This is a genomic window from Paraburkholderia sp. J12 (genome assembly GCF_905220215.1).
Taxonomy (GTDB): Bacteria; Pseudomonadota; Gammaproteobacteria; order Burkholderiales; family Burkholderiaceae; genus Paraburkholderia.
Genome location: NZ_CAJMZC010000012.1, coordinates 48,816 through 67,362, shown reverse-complemented (window position 1 = coordinate 67,362; position 18,547 = coordinate 48,816). Strand labels below are relative to the sequence as shown.

Sequence of the window (18,547 nt, the reverse complement as noted above, 5' to 3'; positions counted from 1 at the left end):
GTGCAGAGATTCCGGGGTGTCACAAGAACCTCATGCCGGCTTCACCGGCACGCCATAAGCATTGACGATACGCACGTCCTGCTCGGCCGCCGGGAACCACTCCCATTCGATACCGTTCACGTCGACGCTGCTCGAATACCCCTCTGCTGCGTCGTCTTCGAAGCCGACGTGCCTCAACTGGCCTGCCCGCTCGGGTTTTTCGTTGATGGAGAAGTTGAGCAGGTCGGTGCGCCACATCGCATACTGCCCAGGCACCACGACGGAAGGCGGCTGCCCGAGCCGCTGGCTGTAATCGCCGATCGATTCACCGAGGTTCGCAACGGCCAGTGCGATATGAAAGCGCTTCATGGGGGGCTCCGTGATGGTGGTTCGTAGTTCGCATTGTTTCGATTGAACAGTTACCCCATCGTAGCGAGCGCGCAGCACCGCAACCAGTTCAGCGGCTATGCTGGTATGGAAACTACTTGTCGCGCGTTTTCATTCGGCCGCAACCAGCCGGGTAACGATACGCCTTGCGGAATCCAGATGCGCGACCGTGAGCGAGCGGGCCGCTCGCGCGTTGCGCTCGAGGCATGCGTGCAGAATCGCTTCGTGCTCGACCTGGAACGACGGTGTGTCGTCGAGCAGCGTGTCCTGCAGACGCTCGTAGCGCTCGACCTGCGCACGCAGTTCCTTGATGGTCTTCCGTTGACGCTCGTTACCGCAGTGCGCATAGAGCAGTTCATGGAACTCGCGATTGAGTTCGCCCTGCCGCGCTTTTGTATTGGCACTGCCAAGCAGCCGATGCACGAGTTCCGCGCGCGCCAGCGTTTCATCTTCCATCCGCTTTACGCTGCGATAAATCGCGTCGCCTTCCAGCAGCGCGCGCAGATCGTAAATCTCGTTCACGTCGGCCTCGCTCAGCATCCGGACTATCGCGCCCCGGTTCCTGAAAATCTCCACGAGACCTTCCCGCTCCAGTTGCTGGATAGCCTCGCGCATGGGGATGCGACTCACGCCGAACTGGTCGGCCAGATCCCGCTCGACCAGCCGCTCGCCCGGCTCGAATTGACCGCCCGCGATCAGTTCCCGAAGCGAGGCCACAACGCCATCAGCAGTGTTGACGATTGAGTCCAATGTTTTGCTCGTGCCTGTCGTTATTCATTCTGTTATTCATGCTGGAATAATGGTATACCATTTCATGGAGCTTGTGCCAGAATGACTCCCATCGTCCCCGACTGGCGGACGCGGTGCCGCGCAACTGGCACCCTGTCCAGACTCCCTCTCTACGAACTCAAGGATCGCGTGATGGCACACGGAGAACATCGATACAACGTTACGGTCCGGTGGACCGGCAACCTGGGCACCGGCACGTCCGGCTACCGCGAATACGGTCGCGATCATGTGATCCGGGCCGGTGCCAAACCGGAGATTGCGGGCTCGGCCGACGCAGCATTCCGCGGAGACGCCGCTCGCTGGAACCCTGAGGACCTCTTTCTAGGCGCCCTTTGCGCGTGTCATCAGCTCTGGTATTTGCACCTGTGCGCGGATGCGGGCATCCACGTTCTGGAGTATCTCGACGAGGCCCACGGCACGATGATCGATAGTCCCGAGCAGGGTCGATTCACCGCAGTGGTCCTGCGTCCTCGCGTCGTCATTCGCGACGGCGACGACCGGGCACTCGCGACAAGACTGCACCATGCGGCGCACGAGAAGTGCTATATCGCGAACTCGGTGAACTTTCCGGTCCGGTGTGAACCGGCGATCGAGTTCGCGGATGCTTGATACAGGGGTCGGCCCTCAGCAGACCCGGTCGCCAGCATCGATTACTGCACAGTGATGGTCGCCTTCATGTAGGGATGAATGCCACAGTTCACGTGGTACACACCTGGCTTGTCGAACTTGAACTGATACGTATCGTCCTGGTCGAGCCCGGCCGAGTGGAATACGCCCGCATCATTGACGACCGAATGCGGTTCGCCATCGAGATTCTTCCAGGTCACTGTGGTACCGGCCTTGATCGTCAGGGACATGGGAGAAAACATAAAATTCTTGATGAGGATTTCATTGGAGTCCTGAGCATGTGCGACAGGCGCCCCGACGACCAACGCGGTCATGAGCATGACGCTGGCGAGGGAGCGGAAAAACGTACGACAAAAGAAAGCGGATTGCATGGCGTGGCTCCTTGTGGAATGCATGCATTTCGCGGTCAGGCGAGTGTCGCGTCGGAAAGCCTCGCGGCAAGCGGATGACGCGAAATGCTGATGCGGGTCACGCCAAGCATTTTCGGCAGCTGATCGCTCGCCACCGTCAGCGGCCCGGGCCCTGGACCATTGCCGGCCGTCGGTTGCGGATAGGCAGTCGAGCGCGCGGTATGGAAGGTGACATTGCCCTCCACCCTGGAAACGATCTGATGGATATGGCCATTGAGGACCGTGACCGAGCCAAACCGCTTCAGGTAGCTCAACGCCTGGCCCGCGTCGCCGGTGCCCCACCCCCAGGGTTCGTAGATCGTCCACATCGGCATATGGGTGAAAACGACGATCGGCGTGCTTGACGAGCGGCCCTTGAGATCGTTTTCCAGCCACGCAAGCTGGTCCTCACCGAGATCTCCCAGCCCGTTCGGCTTGAAGTGCATGACATTGACGAGCCCGATAAAGTGCACGCCATTGTGGTCGAAGCTGTAATAACCGCGGTTGTCGGACGCCTGGCCGAAGCGCCTGAAATATTCGCCTTGCGGCCCATCCGTCACGTCGTGCTCGCCGGGCACCGTGTGCAACTCGGTAATGTTCAGCCCGGATAGCAACTGGCTTGCGAGATCGAATTCTTCCGGCTTGGAAAGGTGGGTGATATCGCCCGTATGAATCGTCAGGGCCGGCTTGACCGGCATGGCGTTGACGAGATCGATGGTCTGCTTGAGCGTGCCGGCAACGTCCGGATTGGCTTCTTTGTTGAAGCCGATATGCGAGTCGCTGATCTGCAGGAACAGAGGCACGCCGGAAACCGCCGACTCGTCCTTGCTGCCGGCACCCAGGGCCAATTCCACGGGTGTGAGAACACCGCCGGCCAGCACAAACAGGGTGCCCGCCCCACCGAAGGCGAGGCATTTCAGGGCGTTGCGGCGCGACGGCTGGGAGGGAAGGTCTGACGACATGATGTCCTCTCGACGGAAGAGTGGATTCGGAAAGCCGGCAGCCGGATCGAGCCGGCTGCTGCTTCAAAGCGGGTTTCAGGCGTAATACCGCGAAGGCGTTCGTTTTATTCCCGCAGTGGGTCGCGTCGTTGGTCGCGCGGTTAATCGCGCCTGTTGTCCGCCATGGCTCCAGATCCTTACCGTATCGTCCCTGAGGGCACGACAGTCGCTCAGTTCCGCAGTGCCATCACGACGTATTTGAAATCGTCCCTATCCTCGGTGCAGATCAATGCACTGAGATGGGTCGTGCTGAACTGGACGTGCAAGCGATTCGTCTTGAGCGTATTGGCCACGTCGAGGAGATAGCGGATATTGAAGCTGAGTTCGACACGCTTGCCGTCATAGTCGATTTCCATCGCTTCGACCGATTCTTCGTTTTCGGTGTTGCTGGCGCAAACGGTCAGCCGGCCGCCATCGGCCATGCAACGAATGGCCCGAAATCGTTCGTTGGTCAGGATCACGGCTCGTTGCAGGCACGCCAGCAAGCCCTGCCGGTCCACCGAAAACGCGGCGTCGAACCGGGTCGGCACGACGCGCCGGTAATCCGGATATCGCCCTTCGATGAGCTTGCAGGTAAAGGCAATATTCGCGAACGCGAACTTCGCGTACCGCGTCGAAATCTCGATCTTCACTGGCGTGGCATCGTCGGGCAACAAGCGGATGAGTTCGAGCACGGCCTTCCGGGGCACGACGATCTCGCCGGGTGTTGTATCGCCTTCGAGGGGAAGGCTCGCGGTTGCCAGGCGATGCCCGTCAATCGCAACCGCTGTAAGGCAAGGTCCGGTAATCAGGAGCGTGCCGTTCAGGAAGTAGCGCACGTCGTTGTCGCCCATTGCAAAGTGGACGCTGTGCAGCAGGCATTTCAGTTCGCCCGCGCTCACCGATACCTGGCGCACGTTATCTTCATCGAAGCGCGTGAGCGGGTAGTCTTCGAGGTTCGCCAGTTGAAGCTGGACGCGGCTGTCCTGCGAGCGCACCAGCAAGTGTTTTTCGCTCGCAGCGAGCGAAAGCTCGGTGTCCGGCATCGCGCGTACCACGTCGAGCAGCTTGCGCGCGTTCACCAGCACCTGCGGACTTGCTGCATTGGCATGAATCGCCTCGCTCGCCACGAGTTCGAGATCGAGATCCGTGCTTCGAAAGCGGATTCCGTCGTCGCCGGTTGAAATCAGCACGTTGGCGAGCACCGGCAGCGTATGACGCCGCTCCACAATGCCGCATACCACCTGCAAGGGACGAAGAAGCTCGTCCCGCCGGGCCTTCACGATATCGACAATCAACGGGGCGCTCCTTTTAGGGGACGTCGGCCGGGCCAGCCTCGCCGGCGGCGCATCGGCCTGTCCCAATACGATTTTTCTGGTTCGATTGACAATCTCTACGCGCCAGGCGTGCCACATCGGCCACTCATTCGATATGCAGTCCTTAGCGACTGGATTGAATCGACTGGCTCCATGACCTTTGCCCGCAAGATTGCGCCTAGCTTTCAATAATGCGGTCCGTTTGCATTCTGTCGAACGGAAATGCGGATCGGACCGTGTAGCCAGGTCAGACAATAAACTCGAATAAACCTCTCGTCAACTGACAAGCGCCACTTGTCTTTAAGGTGCTGTTTGATTAAACTCGCGTCACATTCATTAAAGCGCGGCGCGAAATGGCCTCCGTTGACTGGCCGCGCGATATCCCTTCCCTGCTCATGCGAAACACGAACGAAGTCGAACATCCTGGCGTGGCGGTCCGCCAGCAGTGCCTCGAACGCTTCAATCTCACGGTGACCGAGGGCGCTCAGGTATTGGGTGTCAGCCGCCAGGCGCTGACCAACCTGCTCGGCGGCAAAGCTGCCATTTCGGCAGAAATGGCGCTGCGCCTCGACAAGGCATTCGGCGGCGGCGCGGAGACCTGGCTGCAACGCCAGGTGCTCTACGATCTGGCGAAGGCGCGGCTGCGCCTCGAAGAACTCGATGTTGTCCGTCTCGTGCCCGCTGCGCAGTCGGCACTCTTTTGAGTCCCAGGTCGCAAGCCCGGCTAGAGCGGCATGAATGCGTAGCCAGCCTGCTGCAAGGTGGTCAGGGTAGTCAGCGCCGACAGCGACAGCGTCACTCTGGGATCGATCCAGTCGTATTCGAAATGATGCTGCGCCATCGCCTGGCCACACACGGCAATCGTGACACCATCCTTCTTCAGGGCATCGATCAACGGCAAATTGGGATTCGGCACACCAAACTGCGCACGGTAATGCGCGTCGGAAAGTACCAGCGACGTGGCCGAACCGGACGCGACCGCGACGAATTTGAGCTTGTCCAGCGGCACGCCTGAAGCCACGTAGAGATTCACCGCCCGCGCTACGTGATCGAGAGCCGGGCTCACCTCGTCGGGAGTCTTGCCCCCTTGCGTCAGAGAAAAAACCACCTTGTATGTGTGGCCCGGTTGCGGTTTGAACGCACCGTTCGGCAGAAAGTGCATCTTGCCGTAGTTGTGAACGGTCGGCGTGGTCCAGAATCCGGGCGCGTCCATGGTGCCCGCATGAGCGGGTAGAGCGGCGGAGAGAGAGGCAGCGACAAACGCGGAGACCACGAAGGATTTGACTTTCGGCATGGCGGGTTGCGGTTTCAATGAAGTGGGAATCCGCTTTTAAGGATACTTGCCGGTCATCGCCGAAGTTCTGCTGAACGCATGAAAGATCTGCCATGCACCTTTGCAACCGGTGTTCGGTCGCGGCCCTATCGACAATCGGGCAGACCTGCCGAATCTCGCCTCTACCGGAACGGCTTAGACAAGCAACGCAACGGCTATCCGAAAACGCGTGCCCATACGGCCCGGACACGCCGCGCGCGGTCTTCCAGCAGATACGACGCAACCAGCGCGAACAAACCCGACACGACACCTGTGGTAACGTGCTCGAGCACGGGAATGCGGTAGCGACTCGTATGCGAATAAGCGTCCCCCACCGTCGTCAGGCACGCGACGACCAGCGCATTGCCATATCGGTTGCCGTAAAGCTTCGCGGCCGGCGTGAAGGTCAGGAGTACTGCAAGTAGTCCGGTGAACAATCCGGTGCGCAACGCAACCGTCCAGTGCAGGACGCTCATGATATTGCCCCAGCTTCCCGGCATGCAGGTCATGCAGGCGCTGGTGGGCTGCCAGAAGCGCTGAACGAACAGCTTCAGGCGTTGTTTCCAGTCATTGGACATGAAGCGCTCCCGGATGGCGCTCGAAGAAGGCCACCGCATGCTCGATAAATACCCGCACCCTGGCAGGCATCAGGGTACGCGTGATATAGGCCAGCCGGATCTCGACGTTACGCTCGGTCAACTCGAACCCCTCCAGCAGCCGAATCAGCCGGCCTGACTTGAGATCGTCCTGTATCAAGGCCTCGGGCAGTATACCGAGGCCGAACCCCTGAAGCACCATCTCCCGGTTGAACATGGGATTGTTCGAGGCAACCTGAAAGCTCAGGGCGACCGAAACCTCCTGCGCTCCCGTCCTGAATCCCACCGAAGACTTCCTGATCGAGGGCGACACAGCCACGAACACGTGTTCGGCAAGGTCCGCCGGTTCCTCCGGCAATCGATGCGCGTCAAGGTACGCGGGCGACGCCACGATCACCTGCGGAATGCTTTCCAGCAGACGGGTCACGGTCTGCTCACTCGTCAGCATATAAGGCGCCACGATGCCGACGTCGTAGCCGTCGGCCACGAAATCGACGGGCCGCTCGATGAGCGTGACGTCGAGCGTGACTTCGGGGTGCTGTCGTTTGAAGCTGGCGAGTAACGGCACCAGCATGTTGATCGTCGCCGTTGTGTGCGCAACGAGCCGCAAGACGCCGGCGGCTTCCCGGGTTTCGTTGCGCACTTCTGCTTCCAGCGCGTCGAGATTATCGAGGATCCTCGTACAGCGCTCGTAAAGGCGCTCTGCCGTCCCGGTCAGCGAGATCTGCCGGGTCGTGCGATCGAAGAGCGGGTTGCCCAGCCGCTTTTCGAGCGATGAAATCGCCCGCGAAACCATCGGCGTCGTCATGGCGAGCGTGTCTGCGGCGCGTGTGAAGCTACGCGATTCGACCACCGTGCGAAACACCCTTAATGTCTCTAAATAATCCATGACGACGCACCTCGTTCGAATCCCACGCCACGCGCGCGACTGCTGGCCGCCGCGCAACCAAGGCCGGCGTGACAGACATCACGACGACAACCAGGAAGAACGCGTATGCCATGATCGAGCGCACCGGACACCCCGGCAAGCCATACCGGAGTGGATTCTATGCGGTCAGTCTCCGGACATTACTATCGCGCCCGGAACCACTCTATTGCTTCTGCGGCATTGCCACCTCGGGTAACGAACAACGCAATTGCCGCGACGATCCGCCCCCTTGACGCCGGACGCCACACGCTTCTACCCGAAGCCGTCGCTTCCGGCACTCTGGCGGTGCCCCCATGCGCCTCGCTGGGGCACCCGGAACGCCCGGTCGCCGCTTCGCCGTCACGGAAACGTTTGCGATCGCCCGCAACGCGGGCAGGCCCAAAGCTTGCATCGCCGCAGGTCAAAATCAACACGACGATCCAGGCCATGTCGAATCCTCAAGCTATCGTAGACCTAACCCATGAAGTCAAGCGTCTCGCCACCAACAAGATCAGCGACATCAACGACATCAATCGGGAAACCACCTTTCTCGCCCTGAACGCACTCATCGAAGCCGCACGCGCGGGCAACGCCGGGAAAGGCTTCGCGGTCGTTGCCAATCAGGTCAAGCACGTTTCCAGGCGGATCGCGGAGATCACCGCGGACCTGAACAAGGACCTGGCCGGCTCGCTGACCACCCTGACGAAACTCGGCGACAGCATGATCGAACGGCTGCACTCGCACGACGGGCAGCGTTGTGCCGACCTGGCGTTGAACATGATCGACGTGATCGACCGCAATCTCTACGAGCGATCGTGCGATGTTCGCTGGTGGGCCACGGACTCGGCCGTCGTGGAGTGTCTCGCGAATCGCGACCACGCCGCGGCGGAATACGCGTGCGAGCGGCTCTCGGTGATCCTCGACAGCTACACCGTCTATCGCGACTTGTGGGTCGTGGACGAGCACGGTGTGGTCGTTGCGAACGGACGTCCCGCGCTCTACCCCGTGCGCGGCAAGAACGTGGCCGACGCAGAATGGTTCAAGGCGGCCATGAAAACCCGGTCTGGAGCCGACTACGCGGCCCAGGACGTCGAGGCCCTTCCTCTCTTGCGTGATGCTCAGGTGGCGACCTATTCGACGGCGATTCGCGAAGCGGGCCTCGCCCACGGTCGCGTCCTCGGCGCACTCGTGATCTTCTTCGACTGGGCGCCGCAAGCCGGTGCGGTTGTGAAGGGAGTACGGCTGAGCGACGAGGAATGGGAGCGCACGCGCTGCATGATTCTCGACTCGTCGTTTCGCGTGATTGCCGCCTCGGACGACAAAGGCATTCTCACAGAACGATTCGCACTGCAAACGGAAGAAAAAAAGGCGGGTTTCTACCGCGCAACGAACGGAAGCACCGTTTCATTCGCTGCCACCCCGGGTTACGAGACGTATCGCGGACTGGGCTGGTATGGGGTGATTTGCCAGCGGCCGGCTTCTGCTGCCGGCCGTTGAGCGGCCGATCCATCGTTACTGTCAGGACCCGGATGAGCAGCGCTCCGGCGCAGCCTCACGCCACGGGGTGACCCCAGCAGCGGCGCATGAAGTCCGCGGCGCCCGCCACTGCGGCACGCGCTTCCGGCAGGAGCGGCGCGAAACAATGCCATGCGTGCGGCACCGCAGTCCATTGCCGGCACTCAACTGCGTTGCCCTGCTTTTCCAACCTGTGCGCCAGCTCTAGCGCATCGATTTTCAACAGCTCGGTGTCGCTCCACTGGATGTGCACGGGCGGCAAGCCGTGCATCGATGCGCGCGCGGGAGACGCAAGCGGATTGCGCGCGCTTGCATGGCCGAGATACTGCTTCGCGGCTTGCTCCATCGCTGTGCGGTTCATCATCAGGTCGCCGTGGTCCGCCCGCCAGATCGTGGTGAGATCGACCCATGGCGAGAGCAGCACGGCACAGGCGGGCAACGGTTTGCCTGCGTCGCGTAGCGCAACGAGCAGTGCCAGTGCGAGACCCGCGCCGGCGGAATCGCCCGCAATCGCAATCGAGCCGGGCGCGATACCCCGCGCAAGCAACGTGCGCCATGCCGCCAACGCGTCGGTCAGTGCCGCCGGGAAGGGATGCTCGGGTGCGAGCCGATAGTCGAGTGCCAATACCGCGGCATTCGTCGCGCTGGCGAACTCCGTCGTCAACGCACGATGCGTGAGCGGCGAGCCGAAGCAGTAGCCCCCGCCGTGCAGATAAAGCACGACGGGCCCTTCCGCATTCGCCGACGCATCCTGCCGGGCCAGCAGCCATTCGCCTTGTAGTTCCCGATCGGGCTGCCGGCGAATGCGGGCGTGCCGCCACGCCGCCATACGGCGAAACGGCCAGCTATATCGCTTCGTGTACTTGCGGATCGCCGCGATCCCGGTGGCATCGCTTTCGGGCGAACCGAAATGCAGTGCCATGGCGAGACGCATCGTGCGCTGAAGCCAGATCGACTGCCAGCTCGGCCCCGGCTGCACGTCACGCGCCTGCGCGCCGCCAGGACAGCTCGACTGCGAAGCTTCGCGACTCATGATCAGGGCGTCGCCACGGCCGCCGCAGCGGCCATTTCCGCACGCGCGTCCTGCAGCAACTGGATCGCCCGGCCCGCGTGACCGCCGAGATGGTAGTCATTGGCGCGCTGCGCCTCGCGCATGCGTTCGATGGCCATCGCGGCATTCGCATCGGCATCGGCGATGGCCGGATGCCGGCTCATGATGTAGCCGTAGTCTTCGCCTTCATAGGCCGTCGCACAGGCCGACATGAGCGAGAGCGTCACGGCCGTAGCTCCACAGGCAACCAGGTAACGCACTTTCATGGTGATCTCCGTCTTGAGGTTGTTGGCGGCGCAGTCCGGCTCATTTTTTAACGAGCTCGCAGCACGCAGATCCGATTCATCTGGGCCTGCGCCTGAACGCCATATTCGCAAGACAGAGTTAGCGAAAAGTGAGCGTAACGTCACGCCCGGCGGCGGCGCGCTGACTACAGTGCGCCGTACCGGGCAACTGCCGTAGATCAGGGATAGTCCGGGAACAGCGACTGCGCCGGTGCGGCCGGTTCGGACGAGTAACCCGGCACGTTCGGGCCACTCCCCTACGCGCAACAAACAACGCGAGCAGCGTCCATCCGGTCACGATCCGCAACGCCTTAAATCTCCCCAGCACCTGTAACCATTCGTGCCGAGCGACCGAATTAACCGTAACCTTCCCCCGCTTTCGTGGCGTCTGGCGAACGGAGAACACGGTGTCGCCATCCCGAATGCAGAGTTCTTCCGATGAGGTGCTGCATGCTCCGTACCTTTACACGTGCTACGGCACGTCTCGCCTCGATCGCACACTCGTTGTGCATGCCATGGCTGCTATTGGCCACGCGCGTCTGGCTCGGCCAGGTCGTCTTCGTGCATCAGATCATGGCGATGATGGCGGGCAACGGTGTCGGGGGAGCCGGCTTGCATGTGCCATCCGGCGTCGATGCCGCGCTGCATGGCGTGGTTCCGCTGCTTCTCACCGCGGGACTGCTCACCCGCCCCGTTGCACTGGTCCTGCTAGTCAACGCATACGGTTCGATCGATCTGGGCCCCGAAGGCGCCAGGGTGGCTTTGCTGACGTGGCTCGTCGTATCGGGCCCAGGCCCGGTCTCCCTCGACGCGCTGTTGGCACGAGGCCTGGCATGGGCCCCGCTCGGCCCGGTGCGGCTAGTCCGGCGTTGCTACGACTGGCTCGACCAATACGTGTCCGTCGTGCTGCTGTTCGTCTCACGCCTCGGCGTAGCCGCCTTTCTCGGTCTCTTCGTACCGCAAACGCTCCCCCTTCTGGGTCACGTTGCCCACAACGCGCTGGCAAGCCCGTTCGAGTACCCTTCGCGCGTCGCTGCCATCCTCGCCTGTGCGATCGCGTCCGGTTTCCTGACGCGGCTGGCCTTGCTGACTTACGCAGCGATGATTCCGCTCGCCGGCATCGCCATGTCCATGGACGACAGGCTGGCCGTCCTTCTGCTTTTGCTCATGCTGGCCGCGAAAGGCCCGGGTTTGCTGTCGCTCGACCGATTGCTCGCGCGCAGAATGCACCCAGGGTCTCAAAGCAACGAAGCGCCACTCGATAGCAGTCCGAACGTTGTGATCGTCGGAGGCGGATTTGGTGGAATCGCAACGGTACAGGGGCTGCGCAACTCACGCTGCCGCATCACCCTGATCGATCAGCGGAACCATCACTTGTTTCAGCCGCTGCTCTACCAGATCGCTACGGCGGCGCTGTCGCCGTCCGATATTGCCACGCCGATCCGCAGTCTCTTTCGAGGCCAGGGAAACGTCCGTGTCCGGCTAGGCCAGGCCACCGGCATCGACACCGATACCCGTGAAGTGAAAATCGGCGCGACCCGAGTGAAATTCGACTATCTCGTGCTGGCAACCGGTGCCCGTCATAGCTACTTCGGCAAGGACGACTGGGCGCCCTATGCGCCCGGCCTGAAAAGCGTGGAGGACGCGACCTCGATAAGGAGCCGGCTGCTGCGGGCGTTCGAAGAGGCAGAGGCTGCGCCCGACGAAGCCACCCGCGCGGCATGGCTCACCTTCGTGATCGTCGGCGGAGGGCCGACCGGTATCGAGCTGGCCGGTGCCATTGCGGAACTCGCGCGTCATGGCATGGATCGCGAATATCGTTCGTTCGATCCGTCGACGTCGCGCGTGATCCTGCTTCATGCCGGGCCGCGCGTGCTGCCGACGTTCGCACCGTCGCTCTCCAGCGCCGCCGAACAGTCCCTGCGCATGCTCGGTGTCGAGGTACACCTCGATACCCGGGTATCGGGCGTCGACGAGGGTGGCGCCGACACCGGCGAGGAGAGGATCGCGTCGCGCACGATCCTGTGGGCCGCCGGGGTCGCGGCATCGCCGGCGGCCCAATGGTTGAACCAGCCTGCGGACGGCTCGGGAAGAATCAAGGTGAATGCCGATCTTTCCGTGCCGGGGCTCGAACATGTCTACGCCATCGGCGACACGGCTTTCAATCTGGGCTGGAAAGGGGCCGCGGTCCCCGGACTCGCGCCGGCAGCAAAGCAGCAGGGCAAATATGTGGCGCAAGTCATCGATGCTCATCTCTCCGGCCGGAATCCGCCGCCCCCCTTCCAGTACCGTCATTTCGGCAGTCTCGCCACGATCGGGCGACAAGCCGCCGTAGCCGAAATCGGTCCCGTGCGCCTGTGGGGCGCGCCGGCGTGGTGGTTCTGGGGCGCCGCCCACATCGCGTTCCTCACGGGTGGGCGCAACAAGGCGAAGGTCCTCCTCGACTGGCTGTGGGCCTATCTCACCTACCGGCGCAGCACGCGGCTCATTACCGGTCCGGTGTCGGACAGCCGCTCAGACTGAATCGCGAACCCATTCGCTCACCGGTCCGCCGGATCCAGAAGCGCCAGCGCCGGGCGCACCATGCCCACCATCAACGCGCGCTCGGGCCGGGACCGGGCCAGCACGCGCAAGCCCAGGTGCACGCCCAGCAACAGCCGGGCAAGGTCGTCGGCCGACTGCGCGGTGGAAATCTCCCCCGTGCGCTGCCCCGCTATCAGGCAGCGCCGGAAAAACGCCTCGACCTTCACGAGCACGCCGGCGATCAGCGTCTGGAAAGCCGCGTCGTGTGGGGCAACCTCGAGCGCCGAATTGACCAGCAAACACCCTTTGCGATCCCCGTCACGGATCGAGCAATCGATGATCTCCTCGAAGAATGCACGAATGGCTTCACGAGGCGACAGGTTGAGCTCGAATCGCGAAACCCGGTCGCCGAAGCTGGTTTCGACGTAGTGCGCCAGGGCGCGCTCGAACAGCGAGCGTTTGTCGCCGAATGCGTTGTACAGACTGGCGCTCGTGATGCCCATGTCCTGAGCCAGCTCGCGCACCGATGTGGCTTCGTAGCCGTACCTCCAGAAGCGGTACACGGCGGCGTCAAGCACGGTGTCTTCATCGAATTCCCGAGGGCGGGCCATATCGTCTCCAGGCTTGGCCGCAGTGACATTGCACCGCGACCGGTGTTAGTTTATTCTAGAACAACTGATCTAGAATAGGTTTCTTTCAACAAGGATCGACAGCGATGGGCGGTGTCAACAAAAACGTCGACGTTTTCGCGGCATGAACCCGGCACTCGAGCGCGCGGCCCCGGATCGCTGCGCGCGCTAACCCTGGAGTCCCGATCGTGTACGTTGTGGAGTCGCGTCTGAAATCGTTGTTCGTCAACGGGCTTGCAGGCGATGCAGCAGAGTATCGTCAATTTCTCGCGGAATTGACGCGGTATCTGCGCGCCTATTTGCGCAAGCGCATTCCGCAACACAACGAGGATGTCGAGGACCTCGTTCAGGAAGTTCTTCTGGCGGTGCACAATGCGCGTCACACCTTTCGATCCGATGAGCCGCTGACTCCGTGGGTCCACGCAATAGGCCGCTACAAACTGATGGACTTCTTCCGGACGCACGCCCGGCGTGAGGCGCTGCACGACCCGCTCGACGATCACGAAGCCCTCTTTTCCGAATGCGACGATGAACCGGTGGAGGCGCGCCGTGATATTAGAGACCTGCTCGATCACCTGCCGGATAAACAACGGTTATCGATTCTGCACGTGAAACTGCAGGGACTTTCCGTTGCGGAGGCGGCCCGCCTGACGGGACTGACCGAATCCACCGTGAAGGTCAGCATCCATCGGGGACTCAAGGCGCTGGCGGCACGCGTGCGGGGCGTAGCATGAAAACGGACGACCTCGTTGACCTGCTATCGACGGGCATCGCCCCGGTCAGGCGCGTCGGCCAGGCGCGCCGGTTCGGAGTGGCGCTCCTGCTTGCGGGTATCGGCTCGACCCTGCTGATGGTCACGCTATTCGGCATTCGCCCCGATCTTTCATCTGCCGCACGAACCGCACTGTTCTGGGCAAAACTCGCCTTCCCGCTGTGCGTGGCGATTGGCGCGTTGATCGCCGCCGTCCGGCTGGCTCGCCCCGGTGCGCGTGTCGGAATGGGCTGGCCGATCATCGGTGCCCCCGTATTGCTCGTGTGGATAGCCGGACTGCTCGTCATCGCAACCGTCGCTCCCGAAGAACGACTCCACGTTTTGCTCGGGCATTCGTGGAAATCCTGTCCGTTCAATATCCTGCTGCTTTCGGTTCCCGCATTCGCAGCAGTCTTCTCGGCCATCAGCGGACTCGCGCCGACACGGTTGCGGCTCGCGGGTGCGGTATCGGGACTGCTTGCGAGCGCGATTGGCACACTCGCCTACTGCTTTCACTGCCCTGAAATGAGTCCGACATTCTGGAGCGTCTGGTATCTGCTCGGCATGCTGTTGCCCGCCGCGCTTGGTGCGATTCTCGGGCCGCGGCTACTTCGCTGGTAATCGCCCGGTCACGGAGATCGATTAGCTGCACTAACCGCATTACCCGCAGCAGCAGGTCCAGAAAATTCGGCTGCGCGCGTTCCATCCACGATGGTCAACCGCAACGGCGTGCTTCGGACGGCCGCGCCACTGCTAGGCAGCGCGACAGCAAGCTCTACGTCCTGGCCGTGATGGCTCCGTTGGACGACCGGTGCCGGCGGCAACCCGTTCCCCGCCCCCTCGACAAACAGATCCGGCGCCAGAAAGGGCAACGTATCGCTATGCAGTTGCACGAGGAGACGCCGGTGCTGCCCGGACCCCAGCAGCGCATTGCGCAGGATCTCGATGCCGGCGGCGCTGGGGGTACCCGGCACGAGCGTCCACGCTTTGGCAATCGCATCGGCTTCAGCCGACGCCCCACCCGGGCCACCGGGCAAGACCAGCGACAAATCCGCGTGCAGGGGAACACAAACGTTCGAACACGACGCGTAGTCAAGAGCAACACTGAGCCGGGTTTGCGTATTGGCCTCGTCCACCTGCAGCAGCAAGGGCAAAACGACATCCCCGGTGTAGACCCCGTTCTGGAGGCCGGAGACCACGAGCCTCGACGGCGCCGGCCACGCTATCGCGGCACTACGAAGATTGACCGAAGCCGCCCAGTCCAGCGTCGGTGCGATACCGGTGTCGCCGGGCGTGCGCCAGTATCCGTGCCACCCCGGCGGATAACGGAACTCCAGCCCGGCCTGCAGTGTTTTGCCATGCACGCTGTTGGCAGCCGTGATCAGGCGGACCTCACCGCGCGGGTCCCCGACCCACGCCGACGCTTCTGCCTGCACAGCGCGAACGGGGCCGACGAACAGCGCCGCACAGGCCACCAGGCCGGCGCAGAAACTCGGGAATAGATGTTGGGATTTTCCCATCTCGCATGAAGGACAGAGATCATCTGTCGAATGGAAAAAATCTGTTAGCTATCCTTTATGATTTCTCAATGTGTGCCGCCAGCGATTCGCGCGGCACCAACGATTGCACCATCCGGTGACTGGATGATGACCGCGGCCTGCTCTCCGGCCGGCGCCGCGGACTCCAGCGTCAACGGCGCCCCGGTCCAGTTTCCAATCGGTTGGATCGAACGCACGATATTCGACTCCCTGAGCGTGCGCCCCGAGTTTTCACCTCGTCCAACCGCAGTCGTGTGGTCCGGGTCGTAGCCGATCAGCAAGACCTGCCCGCTTCCGGAACCGGCACCCACCGTGATCGACACCAACCCCGCGCGCCGCACGCCTTCGACCTGCGCCCCCGTGTCGTCGATACGTTGCGCAGCGCGGATCGCGACCTCGACTGCGCTGCGATCCGAACCAACGAGTCCCTTCCGGCCGTCAATCACCATCTCCGGCGTATAGGAGCCGTCGCCGAATCGCACGTCATATGCCGCCTGTCGCTCTGTCGCAGATTCGAAGGAATACGGATCCGCCCAGCCCAGGTTGTTCCAGTAAGTCACGTGAAACGCAAGCGGCAGTACGTCCTGACGCTCACGCGAGAGCTCCGACAAGTAAGCATCTGCAGGGGGACACGACGAACACCCTTCCGAGGTAAACAGCTCGACAACGACGGGCCTCGCCGAAGCAGCAACGGGAGCGGCGAGCACAAGAACGGCAGCGGCAACAAGACGTACGAACATGACCCCTCTCCAGCGCAGTGGGACTGCCCTCCTAATTCGTTGCGGGGCGCTCCGCGGTTACACCATCGTGGAAATTTTTATTGACTGCATGAGCCACGAAATTTTTCCGTTGCTGTAACCGGCGCCGGGCAACCTCCGAATTAACTCGTGTATCCGCCACGGATACCTTCCATCTCAATCATCGGAGAACATCCATGTCCGCAAAGACCACTGTTAGTTCCGCCCTGCTCGCAGGCGCCGTTGCAAGCCTGCTCGCTTCGGTCGCTCATGCTGCACCGCTCACCAGCGCGGAAGCGAATGCCGCCGTCGCGGCTCACAAGGAAAAGTGCTACGGCGTCGCGCTGAAGGGGCAAAACGATTGTGCAGCCGGCCCGGGAACGACTTGCCAGGGAACGTCGGCGGTCGACTTCCAGGGTAATTCGTGGAAGTTCGTTCAGGGCGGTACCTGCACGAGCATCGAGGTTCCGGGTGGCGGCCACGGCTCGCTCACGCCGATCAAGTCCTGATCGCAAAACGACGAGAGGCATTGGACGGCCATGAACCATTCCGCTGGCACTGCAAAGACGTTTGAGTCTGGCCGTCCTCGTCACGCGACGGCCGGCACGGCCGCTCTGGTCGGGACGAGTTTCAAGCACGAACATCTCGCCATGATTCTCGACGACACGCTTCAGGACGTATTCTTCGAAGTCCATGCCGAAAACTACATGGGCGCAGGCGGTCCGGCGCATCGTGCGCTCACGACGATTCGCGACCGGCATGCGCTTTCCCTGCATGGGGTATGCATGTCGATCGGCGGACCGGATGCGCTCGACGTTCTCCACCTGGCGCGTTTTCGCGACCTGGTGAATCGCTACGAACCGGCATTCGTGTCCGAACATCTTGCCTGGTCATCGCACGGCGGAACGTTCTTCAACGATCTGCTGCCGCTGCCTTATACGAAAGAAACCCTCGATCGGGTCTGCGCGCACATCGACCAGGTTCAGGACGCCATCGGGCGCCCGCTCCTGCTTGAAAATCCGTCCACTTATGTTGCCTTTGCTTCGTCCACTTTCAGCGAGCCGGATTTCATTCGCGCCGTTGCACAGCGGACGGGGTGTAGCCTGCTGCTGGACATCAACAACGTTTTCGTCTCGGCAGTGAATCACGGCTATTCGGCCCACGCCTGGCTTGCCGACTTTCCTCTCGAGCAGGTTGGAGAAATTCATCTCGCCGGGCATAGCGAGCAGTCCGACGATGAGGATGCCTTATTGCTTATCGACAGTCACGACAGGGCAATCGCCGCCCCTGTCTGGGACCTGTACCGGCACGTCATGGCATGCCATGGACCGATACCTACCCTGATCGAATGGGACAGCAATCTGCCGGCGTGGCCCGAACTGCGGGCACAGGCCGAAGCGGCCCGGCGCATCGCCGTGGAGAACGCCGACTTGTGCTTCGAGGAGGCGGACCATGGAGCTTGAGCATCGTTTCCGGGAAGGCGCCGCAGCGTTCGCCCGCGGTTTGACCAATCCCACCGTCACGGCGCCAGGCGATGTGGTCGCCACCGCGGGAAAAGGCGTGACGAGGCGCTATAACGTCTACCGAAACAACGTCACCGTCAGCCTGATCGATGCGCTGGCCGCTATCTATCCCGCCGTGCAACGGATCACCGGCGTCGAGTTCTTCCGCGCCATGGCACGGTTTCATGTTCGGGCCACGCCACCCGCCTCGCCGTTGCTATTCGAATATGGGCGCGATTTTCCCGCCTTCATCGAATCCTGGGAGTACGCGCGCGACATGCCGTGGCTCGCGGATACCGCGCGCATCGAGCGCGCGTGGCTCGACGCCTACCATGCTGCGGATGCGGCGCCACTCGTGGCGGATGAGTTCGCGCGCGTCGATCCGGCATCGCTCGCGCAACTGCGCTTCGTGCCGCATCCTGCCGCACGGATCGTCCGCTCGAAGTATCCGGCCGTCGCCATTTTCGCAATGAATCGTGCCGATGGACCGGTTTCCCCGCTCTGTTCGAGTGACGCCGAAGACGCGCTGATCACACGACCGGATCAGGACGTGACCGTCTCGCTGCTCCCCCCGGGTGGAGCGGTCTTTCTCACTGCCCTTATGCACGGTTCGCCCCTCGGGGCCGCCGTAGAAGCCGCCTTGAACGAAAGCGCCGCCTTCGATCTGGGGGCCAACCTGGCGGGAATGATTTCCGCCGGCGTGTTTGCCACCGCACAATCTGGAGAATAGTCATG

22 protein-coding genes are annotated in these 18,547 nt (G+C 62.2%); 9 read left to right on the top strand and 13 right to left on the bottom strand.

Features of this window, described 5'->3' with window-relative positions; all coding sequences use genetic code 11:
- Positions 1-30: 30 nt before the first annotated feature.
- On the bottom strand, positions 31-348 hold the full coding sequence (locus U5760_RS23260; RefSeq protein ID WP_322014650.1) for a hypothetical protein: 318 nt from the start codon (positions 346-348) through the stop codon (positions 31-33).
- Between the two features lie 129 nt (positions 349-477).
- A complete protein-coding gene (locus U5760_RS23255) occupies positions 478-1,116 on the bottom strand; it encodes a GntR family transcriptional regulator (RefSeq protein WP_322014649.1) in 639 nt (212 codons plus the stop codon).
- A gap of 171 nt (positions 1,117-1,287) precedes the next feature.
- Here U5760_RS23255 and U5760_RS23250 point away from each other — a divergent pair, with 171 nt between their 5' ends.
- Entirely contained in the window at positions 1,288-1,764 is a 477-nt protein-coding gene (locus tag U5760_RS23250; RefSeq protein WP_322014808.1) for an OsmC family protein, read from the top strand.
- A gap of 41 nt (positions 1,765-1,805) precedes the next feature.
- Here U5760_RS23250 and U5760_RS23245 read toward each other — a convergent pair whose 3' ends face one another.
- From U5760_RS23245 to dnaN, 3 genes are all read right to left on the bottom strand, one after another.
- Positions 1,806-2,096 carry a cupredoxin domain-containing protein gene (locus U5760_RS23245; RefSeq protein ID WP_415914167.1) on the bottom strand — a complete coding sequence of 97 codons (291 nt, stop codon included), beginning with the start codon at positions 2,094-2,096 and terminating at the stop codon, positions 1,806-1,808.
- Between the two features lie 92 nt (positions 2,097-2,188).
- Complete coding sequence (locus U5760_RS23240; protein WP_322014648.1) at positions 2,189-3,133, bottom strand: metallophosphoesterase family protein; 945 nt, start codon at positions 3,131-3,133, stop codon at positions 2,189-2,191.
- 209 nt (positions 3,134-3,342) lie between these two features.
- Complete coding sequence (dnaN, locus tag U5760_RS23235) at positions 3,343-4,566, bottom strand: DNA polymerase III subunit beta (protein ID WP_322014647.1); 1,224 nt, start codon at positions 4,564-4,566, stop codon at positions 3,343-3,345.
- A 254-nt stretch (positions 4,567-4,820) separates the two neighbouring features.
- Here dnaN and U5760_RS23230 point away from each other — a divergent pair, with 254 nt between their 5' ends.
- A complete protein-coding gene (locus U5760_RS23230; protein WP_322014646.1) occupies positions 4,821-5,171 on the top strand; it encodes a HigA family addiction module antitoxin in 351 nt (116 codons plus the stop codon).
- A gap of 20 nt (positions 5,172-5,191) precedes the next feature.
- Here the strand turns inward: U5760_RS23230 and U5760_RS23225 are convergent, their stop codons facing one another.
- The 3 genes from U5760_RS23225 to U5760_RS23215 all read right to left on the bottom strand — a co-directional run bounded on the left by U5760_RS23225 (position 5,192) and on the right by U5760_RS23215 (position 7,264).
- A complete protein-coding gene (locus U5760_RS23225) occupies positions 5,192-5,761 on the bottom strand; it encodes a DsrE family protein (RefSeq protein ID WP_322014645.1) in 570 nt (189 codons plus the stop codon).
- A 194-nt stretch (positions 5,762-5,955) separates the two neighbouring features.
- On the bottom strand, positions 5,956-6,357 hold the full coding sequence (locus tag U5760_RS23220) for a hypothetical protein (RefSeq protein ID WP_322014644.1): 402 nt from the start codon (positions 6,355-6,357) through the stop codon (positions 5,956-5,958).
- Positions 6,347-7,264 carry a LysR family transcriptional regulator gene (locus U5760_RS23215; protein ID WP_322014643.1) on the bottom strand — a complete coding sequence of 306 codons (918 nt, stop codon included), beginning with the start codon at positions 7,262-7,264 and terminating at the stop codon, positions 6,347-6,349. Before U5760_RS23215 ends, U5760_RS23220 begins: the two co-directional genes overlap by 11 nt.
- A 465-nt stretch (positions 7,265-7,729) precedes the next feature.
- Between U5760_RS23215 and U5760_RS23210 the strand changes: the two genes are divergently transcribed.
- Complete coding sequence (locus U5760_RS23210; protein ID WP_322014806.1) at positions 7,730-8,779, top strand: methyl-accepting chemotaxis protein; 1,050 nt, start codon at positions 7,730-7,732, stop codon at positions 8,777-8,779.
- Between the two features lie 55 nt (positions 8,780-8,834).
- On the opposite strand, the gene U5760_RS23205 is transcribed toward U5760_RS23210, so the two are convergent.
- Complete coding sequence (locus U5760_RS23205) at positions 8,835-9,830, bottom strand: alpha/beta hydrolase (protein WP_322014642.1); 996 nt, start codon at positions 9,828-9,830, stop codon at positions 8,835-8,837.
- Positions 9,831-9,832: 2 nt separating this feature from the next.
- On the bottom strand, positions 9,833-10,114 hold the full coding sequence (locus tag U5760_RS23200) for a hypothetical protein (protein ID WP_322014641.1): 282 nt from the start codon (positions 10,112-10,114) through the stop codon (positions 9,833-9,835).
- Positions 10,115-10,582: 468 nt separating this feature from the next.
- On the opposite strand from U5760_RS23200, the gene U5760_RS23195 reads away from it, so the two are divergent.
- Positions 10,583-12,655: an FAD-dependent oxidoreductase gene (locus tag U5760_RS23195; protein WP_322014640.1), complete on the top strand. Its 2,073-nt coding sequence runs from the start codon at positions 10,583-10,585 to the stop codon at positions 12,653-12,655.
- A gap of 17 nt (positions 12,656-12,672) precedes the next feature.
- Here U5760_RS23195 and U5760_RS23190 read toward each other — a convergent pair whose 3' ends face one another.
- The gene (locus tag U5760_RS23190) at positions 12,673-13,266 is read right to left on the bottom strand and encodes a TetR/AcrR family transcriptional regulator (RefSeq protein WP_322014639.1); all 594 of its coding nucleotides are present in this window, start codon (positions 13,264-13,266) and stop codon (positions 12,673-12,675) included.
- A 206-nt stretch (positions 13,267-13,472) separates the two neighbouring features.
- Here U5760_RS23190 and U5760_RS23185 point away from each other — a divergent pair, with 206 nt between their 5' ends.
- Together U5760_RS23185 and U5760_RS23180 are read left to right on the top strand one after the other, a co-directional pair.
- On the top strand, positions 13,473-14,018 hold the full coding sequence (locus U5760_RS23185; RefSeq protein WP_322014638.1) for a sigma-70 family RNA polymerase sigma factor: 546 nt from the start codon (positions 13,473-13,475) through the stop codon (positions 14,016-14,018).
- Positions 14,015-14,656, top strand: a complete 642-nt coding sequence (locus U5760_RS23180) for a DUF1109 domain-containing protein (protein WP_322014637.1) — start codon at positions 14,015-14,017, stop codon at positions 14,654-14,656. The genes U5760_RS23185 and U5760_RS23180 overlap by 4 nt, the downstream gene beginning before the upstream one ends.
- An 8-nt stretch (positions 14,657-14,664) precedes the next feature.
- Here the strand turns inward: U5760_RS23180 and U5760_RS23175 are convergent, their stop codons facing one another.
- Both U5760_RS23175 and U5760_RS23170 read right to left on the bottom strand, forming a co-directional pair.
- Positions 14,665-15,555, bottom strand: coding sequence for a protein-disulfide reductase DsbD domain-containing protein (locus tag U5760_RS23175; protein ID WP_322014636.1), 891 nt, complete (start codon positions 15,553-15,555; stop codon positions 14,665-14,667).
- Between the two features lie 65 nt (positions 15,556-15,620).
- Positions 15,621-16,313: a DUF1223 domain-containing protein gene (locus tag U5760_RS23170; protein ID WP_322014635.1), complete on the bottom strand. Its 693-nt coding sequence runs from the start codon at positions 16,311-16,313 to the stop codon at positions 15,621-15,623.
- Positions 16,314-16,507: 194 nt separating this feature from the next.
- Here U5760_RS23170 and U5760_RS23165 point away from each other — a divergent pair, with 194 nt between their 5' ends.
- From U5760_RS23165 to U5760_RS23155, 3 genes are read left to right on the top strand one after another with little or no spacing between them, the layout of a single operon-like run.
- Positions 16,508-16,819 (top strand): DUF2282 domain-containing protein, encoded by a 312-nt coding sequence (locus tag U5760_RS23165; RefSeq protein WP_322014634.1) that lies wholly within the window; start codon positions 16,508-16,510, stop codon positions 16,817-16,819.
- Between the two features lie 30 nt (positions 16,820-16,849).
- On the top strand, positions 16,850-17,773 hold the full coding sequence (locus U5760_RS23160; RefSeq protein WP_322014633.1) for a DUF692 domain-containing protein: 924 nt from the start codon (positions 16,850-16,852) through the stop codon (positions 17,771-17,773).
- The gene (locus U5760_RS23155; protein WP_322014632.1) at positions 17,763-18,542 is read left to right on the top strand and encodes a DNA-binding domain-containing protein; all 780 of its coding nucleotides are present in this window, start codon (positions 17,763-17,765) and stop codon (positions 18,540-18,542) included. The genes U5760_RS23160 and U5760_RS23155 overlap by 11 nt, the downstream gene beginning before the upstream one ends.
- Positions 18,543-18,547 lie beyond the last annotated feature (5 nt).

Bases quoted from the DNA above. Each gene is read 5' to 3' on its own strand.
- U5760_RS23260 (WP_322014650.1), bottom strand. From the start codon at position 348: ATGAAGCGCTTTCATATCGCACTGGCCGTTGCGAACCTCGGTGAATCG.
- U5760_RS23250 (WP_322014808.1), top strand. From the start codon at position 1,288: ATGGCACACGGAGAACATCGATACAACGTTACGGTCCGGTGGACCGGC.
- U5760_RS23245 (WP_415914167.1), bottom strand. From the start codon at position 2,096: ATGACCGCGTTGGTCGTCGGGGCGCCTGTCGCACATGCTCAGGACTCC.
- U5760_RS23240 (WP_322014648.1), bottom strand. From the start codon at position 3,133: ATGTCGTCAGACCTTCCCTCCCAGCCGTCGCGCCGCAACGCCCTGAAA.
- dnaN (WP_322014647.1), bottom strand. From the start codon at position 4,566: ATGTGGCACGCCTGGCGCGTAGAGATTGTCAATCGAACCAGAAAAATC.
- U5760_RS23230 (WP_322014646.1), top strand. From the start codon at position 4,821: ATGGCCTCCGTTGACTGGCCGCGCGATATCCCTTCCCTGCTCATGCGA.
- U5760_RS23225 (WP_322014645.1), bottom strand. From the start codon at position 5,761: ATGCCGAAAGTCAAATCCTTCGTGGTCTCCGCGTTTGTCGCTGCCTCT.
- U5760_RS23220 (WP_322014644.1), bottom strand. From the start codon at position 6,357: ATGTCCAATGACTGGAAACAACGCCTGAAGCTGTTCGTTCAGCGCTTC.
- U5760_RS23215 (WP_322014643.1), bottom strand. From the start codon at position 7,264: ATGGATTATTTAGAGACATTAAGGGTGTTTCGCACGGTGGTCGAATCG.
- U5760_RS23210 (WP_322014806.1), top strand. From the start codon at position 7,730: ATGTCGAATCCTCAAGCTATCGTAGACCTAACCCATGAAGTCAAGCGT.
- U5760_RS23205 (WP_322014642.1), bottom strand. From the start codon at position 9,830: ATGAGTCGCGAAGCTTCGCAGTCGAGCTGTCCTGGCGGCGCGCAGGCG.
- U5760_RS23200 (WP_322014641.1), bottom strand. From the start codon at position 10,114: ATGAAAGTGCGTTACCTGGTTGCCTGTGGAGCTACGGCCGTGACGCTC.
- U5760_RS23195 (WP_322014640.1), top strand. From the start codon at position 10,583: ATGCTCCGTACCTTTACACGTGCTACGGCACGTCTCGCCTCGATCGCA.
- U5760_RS23190 (WP_322014639.1), bottom strand. From the start codon at position 13,266: ATGGCCCGCCCTCGGGAATTCGATGAAGACACCGTGCTTGACGCCGCC.
- U5760_RS23180 (WP_322014637.1), top strand. From the start codon at position 14,015: ATGAAAACGGACGACCTCGTTGACCTGCTATCGACGGGCATCGCCCCG.
- U5760_RS23175 (WP_322014636.1), bottom strand. From the start codon at position 15,555: ATGGGAAAATCCCAACATCTATTCCCGAGTTTCTGCGCCGGCCTGGTG.
- U5760_RS23170 (WP_322014635.1), bottom strand. From the start codon at position 16,313: ATGTTCGTACGTCTTGTTGCCGCTGCCGTTCTTGTGCTCGCCGCTCCC.
- U5760_RS23165 (WP_322014634.1), top strand. From the start codon at position 16,508: ATGTCCGCAAAGACCACTGTTAGTTCCGCCCTGCTCGCAGGCGCCGTT.
- U5760_RS23160 (WP_322014633.1), top strand. From the start codon at position 16,850: ATGAACCATTCCGCTGGCACTGCAAAGACGTTTGAGTCTGGCCGTCCT.
- U5760_RS23155 (WP_322014632.1), top strand. From the start codon at position 17,763: ATGGAGCTTGAGCATCGTTTCCGGGAAGGCGCCGCAGCGTTCGCCCGC.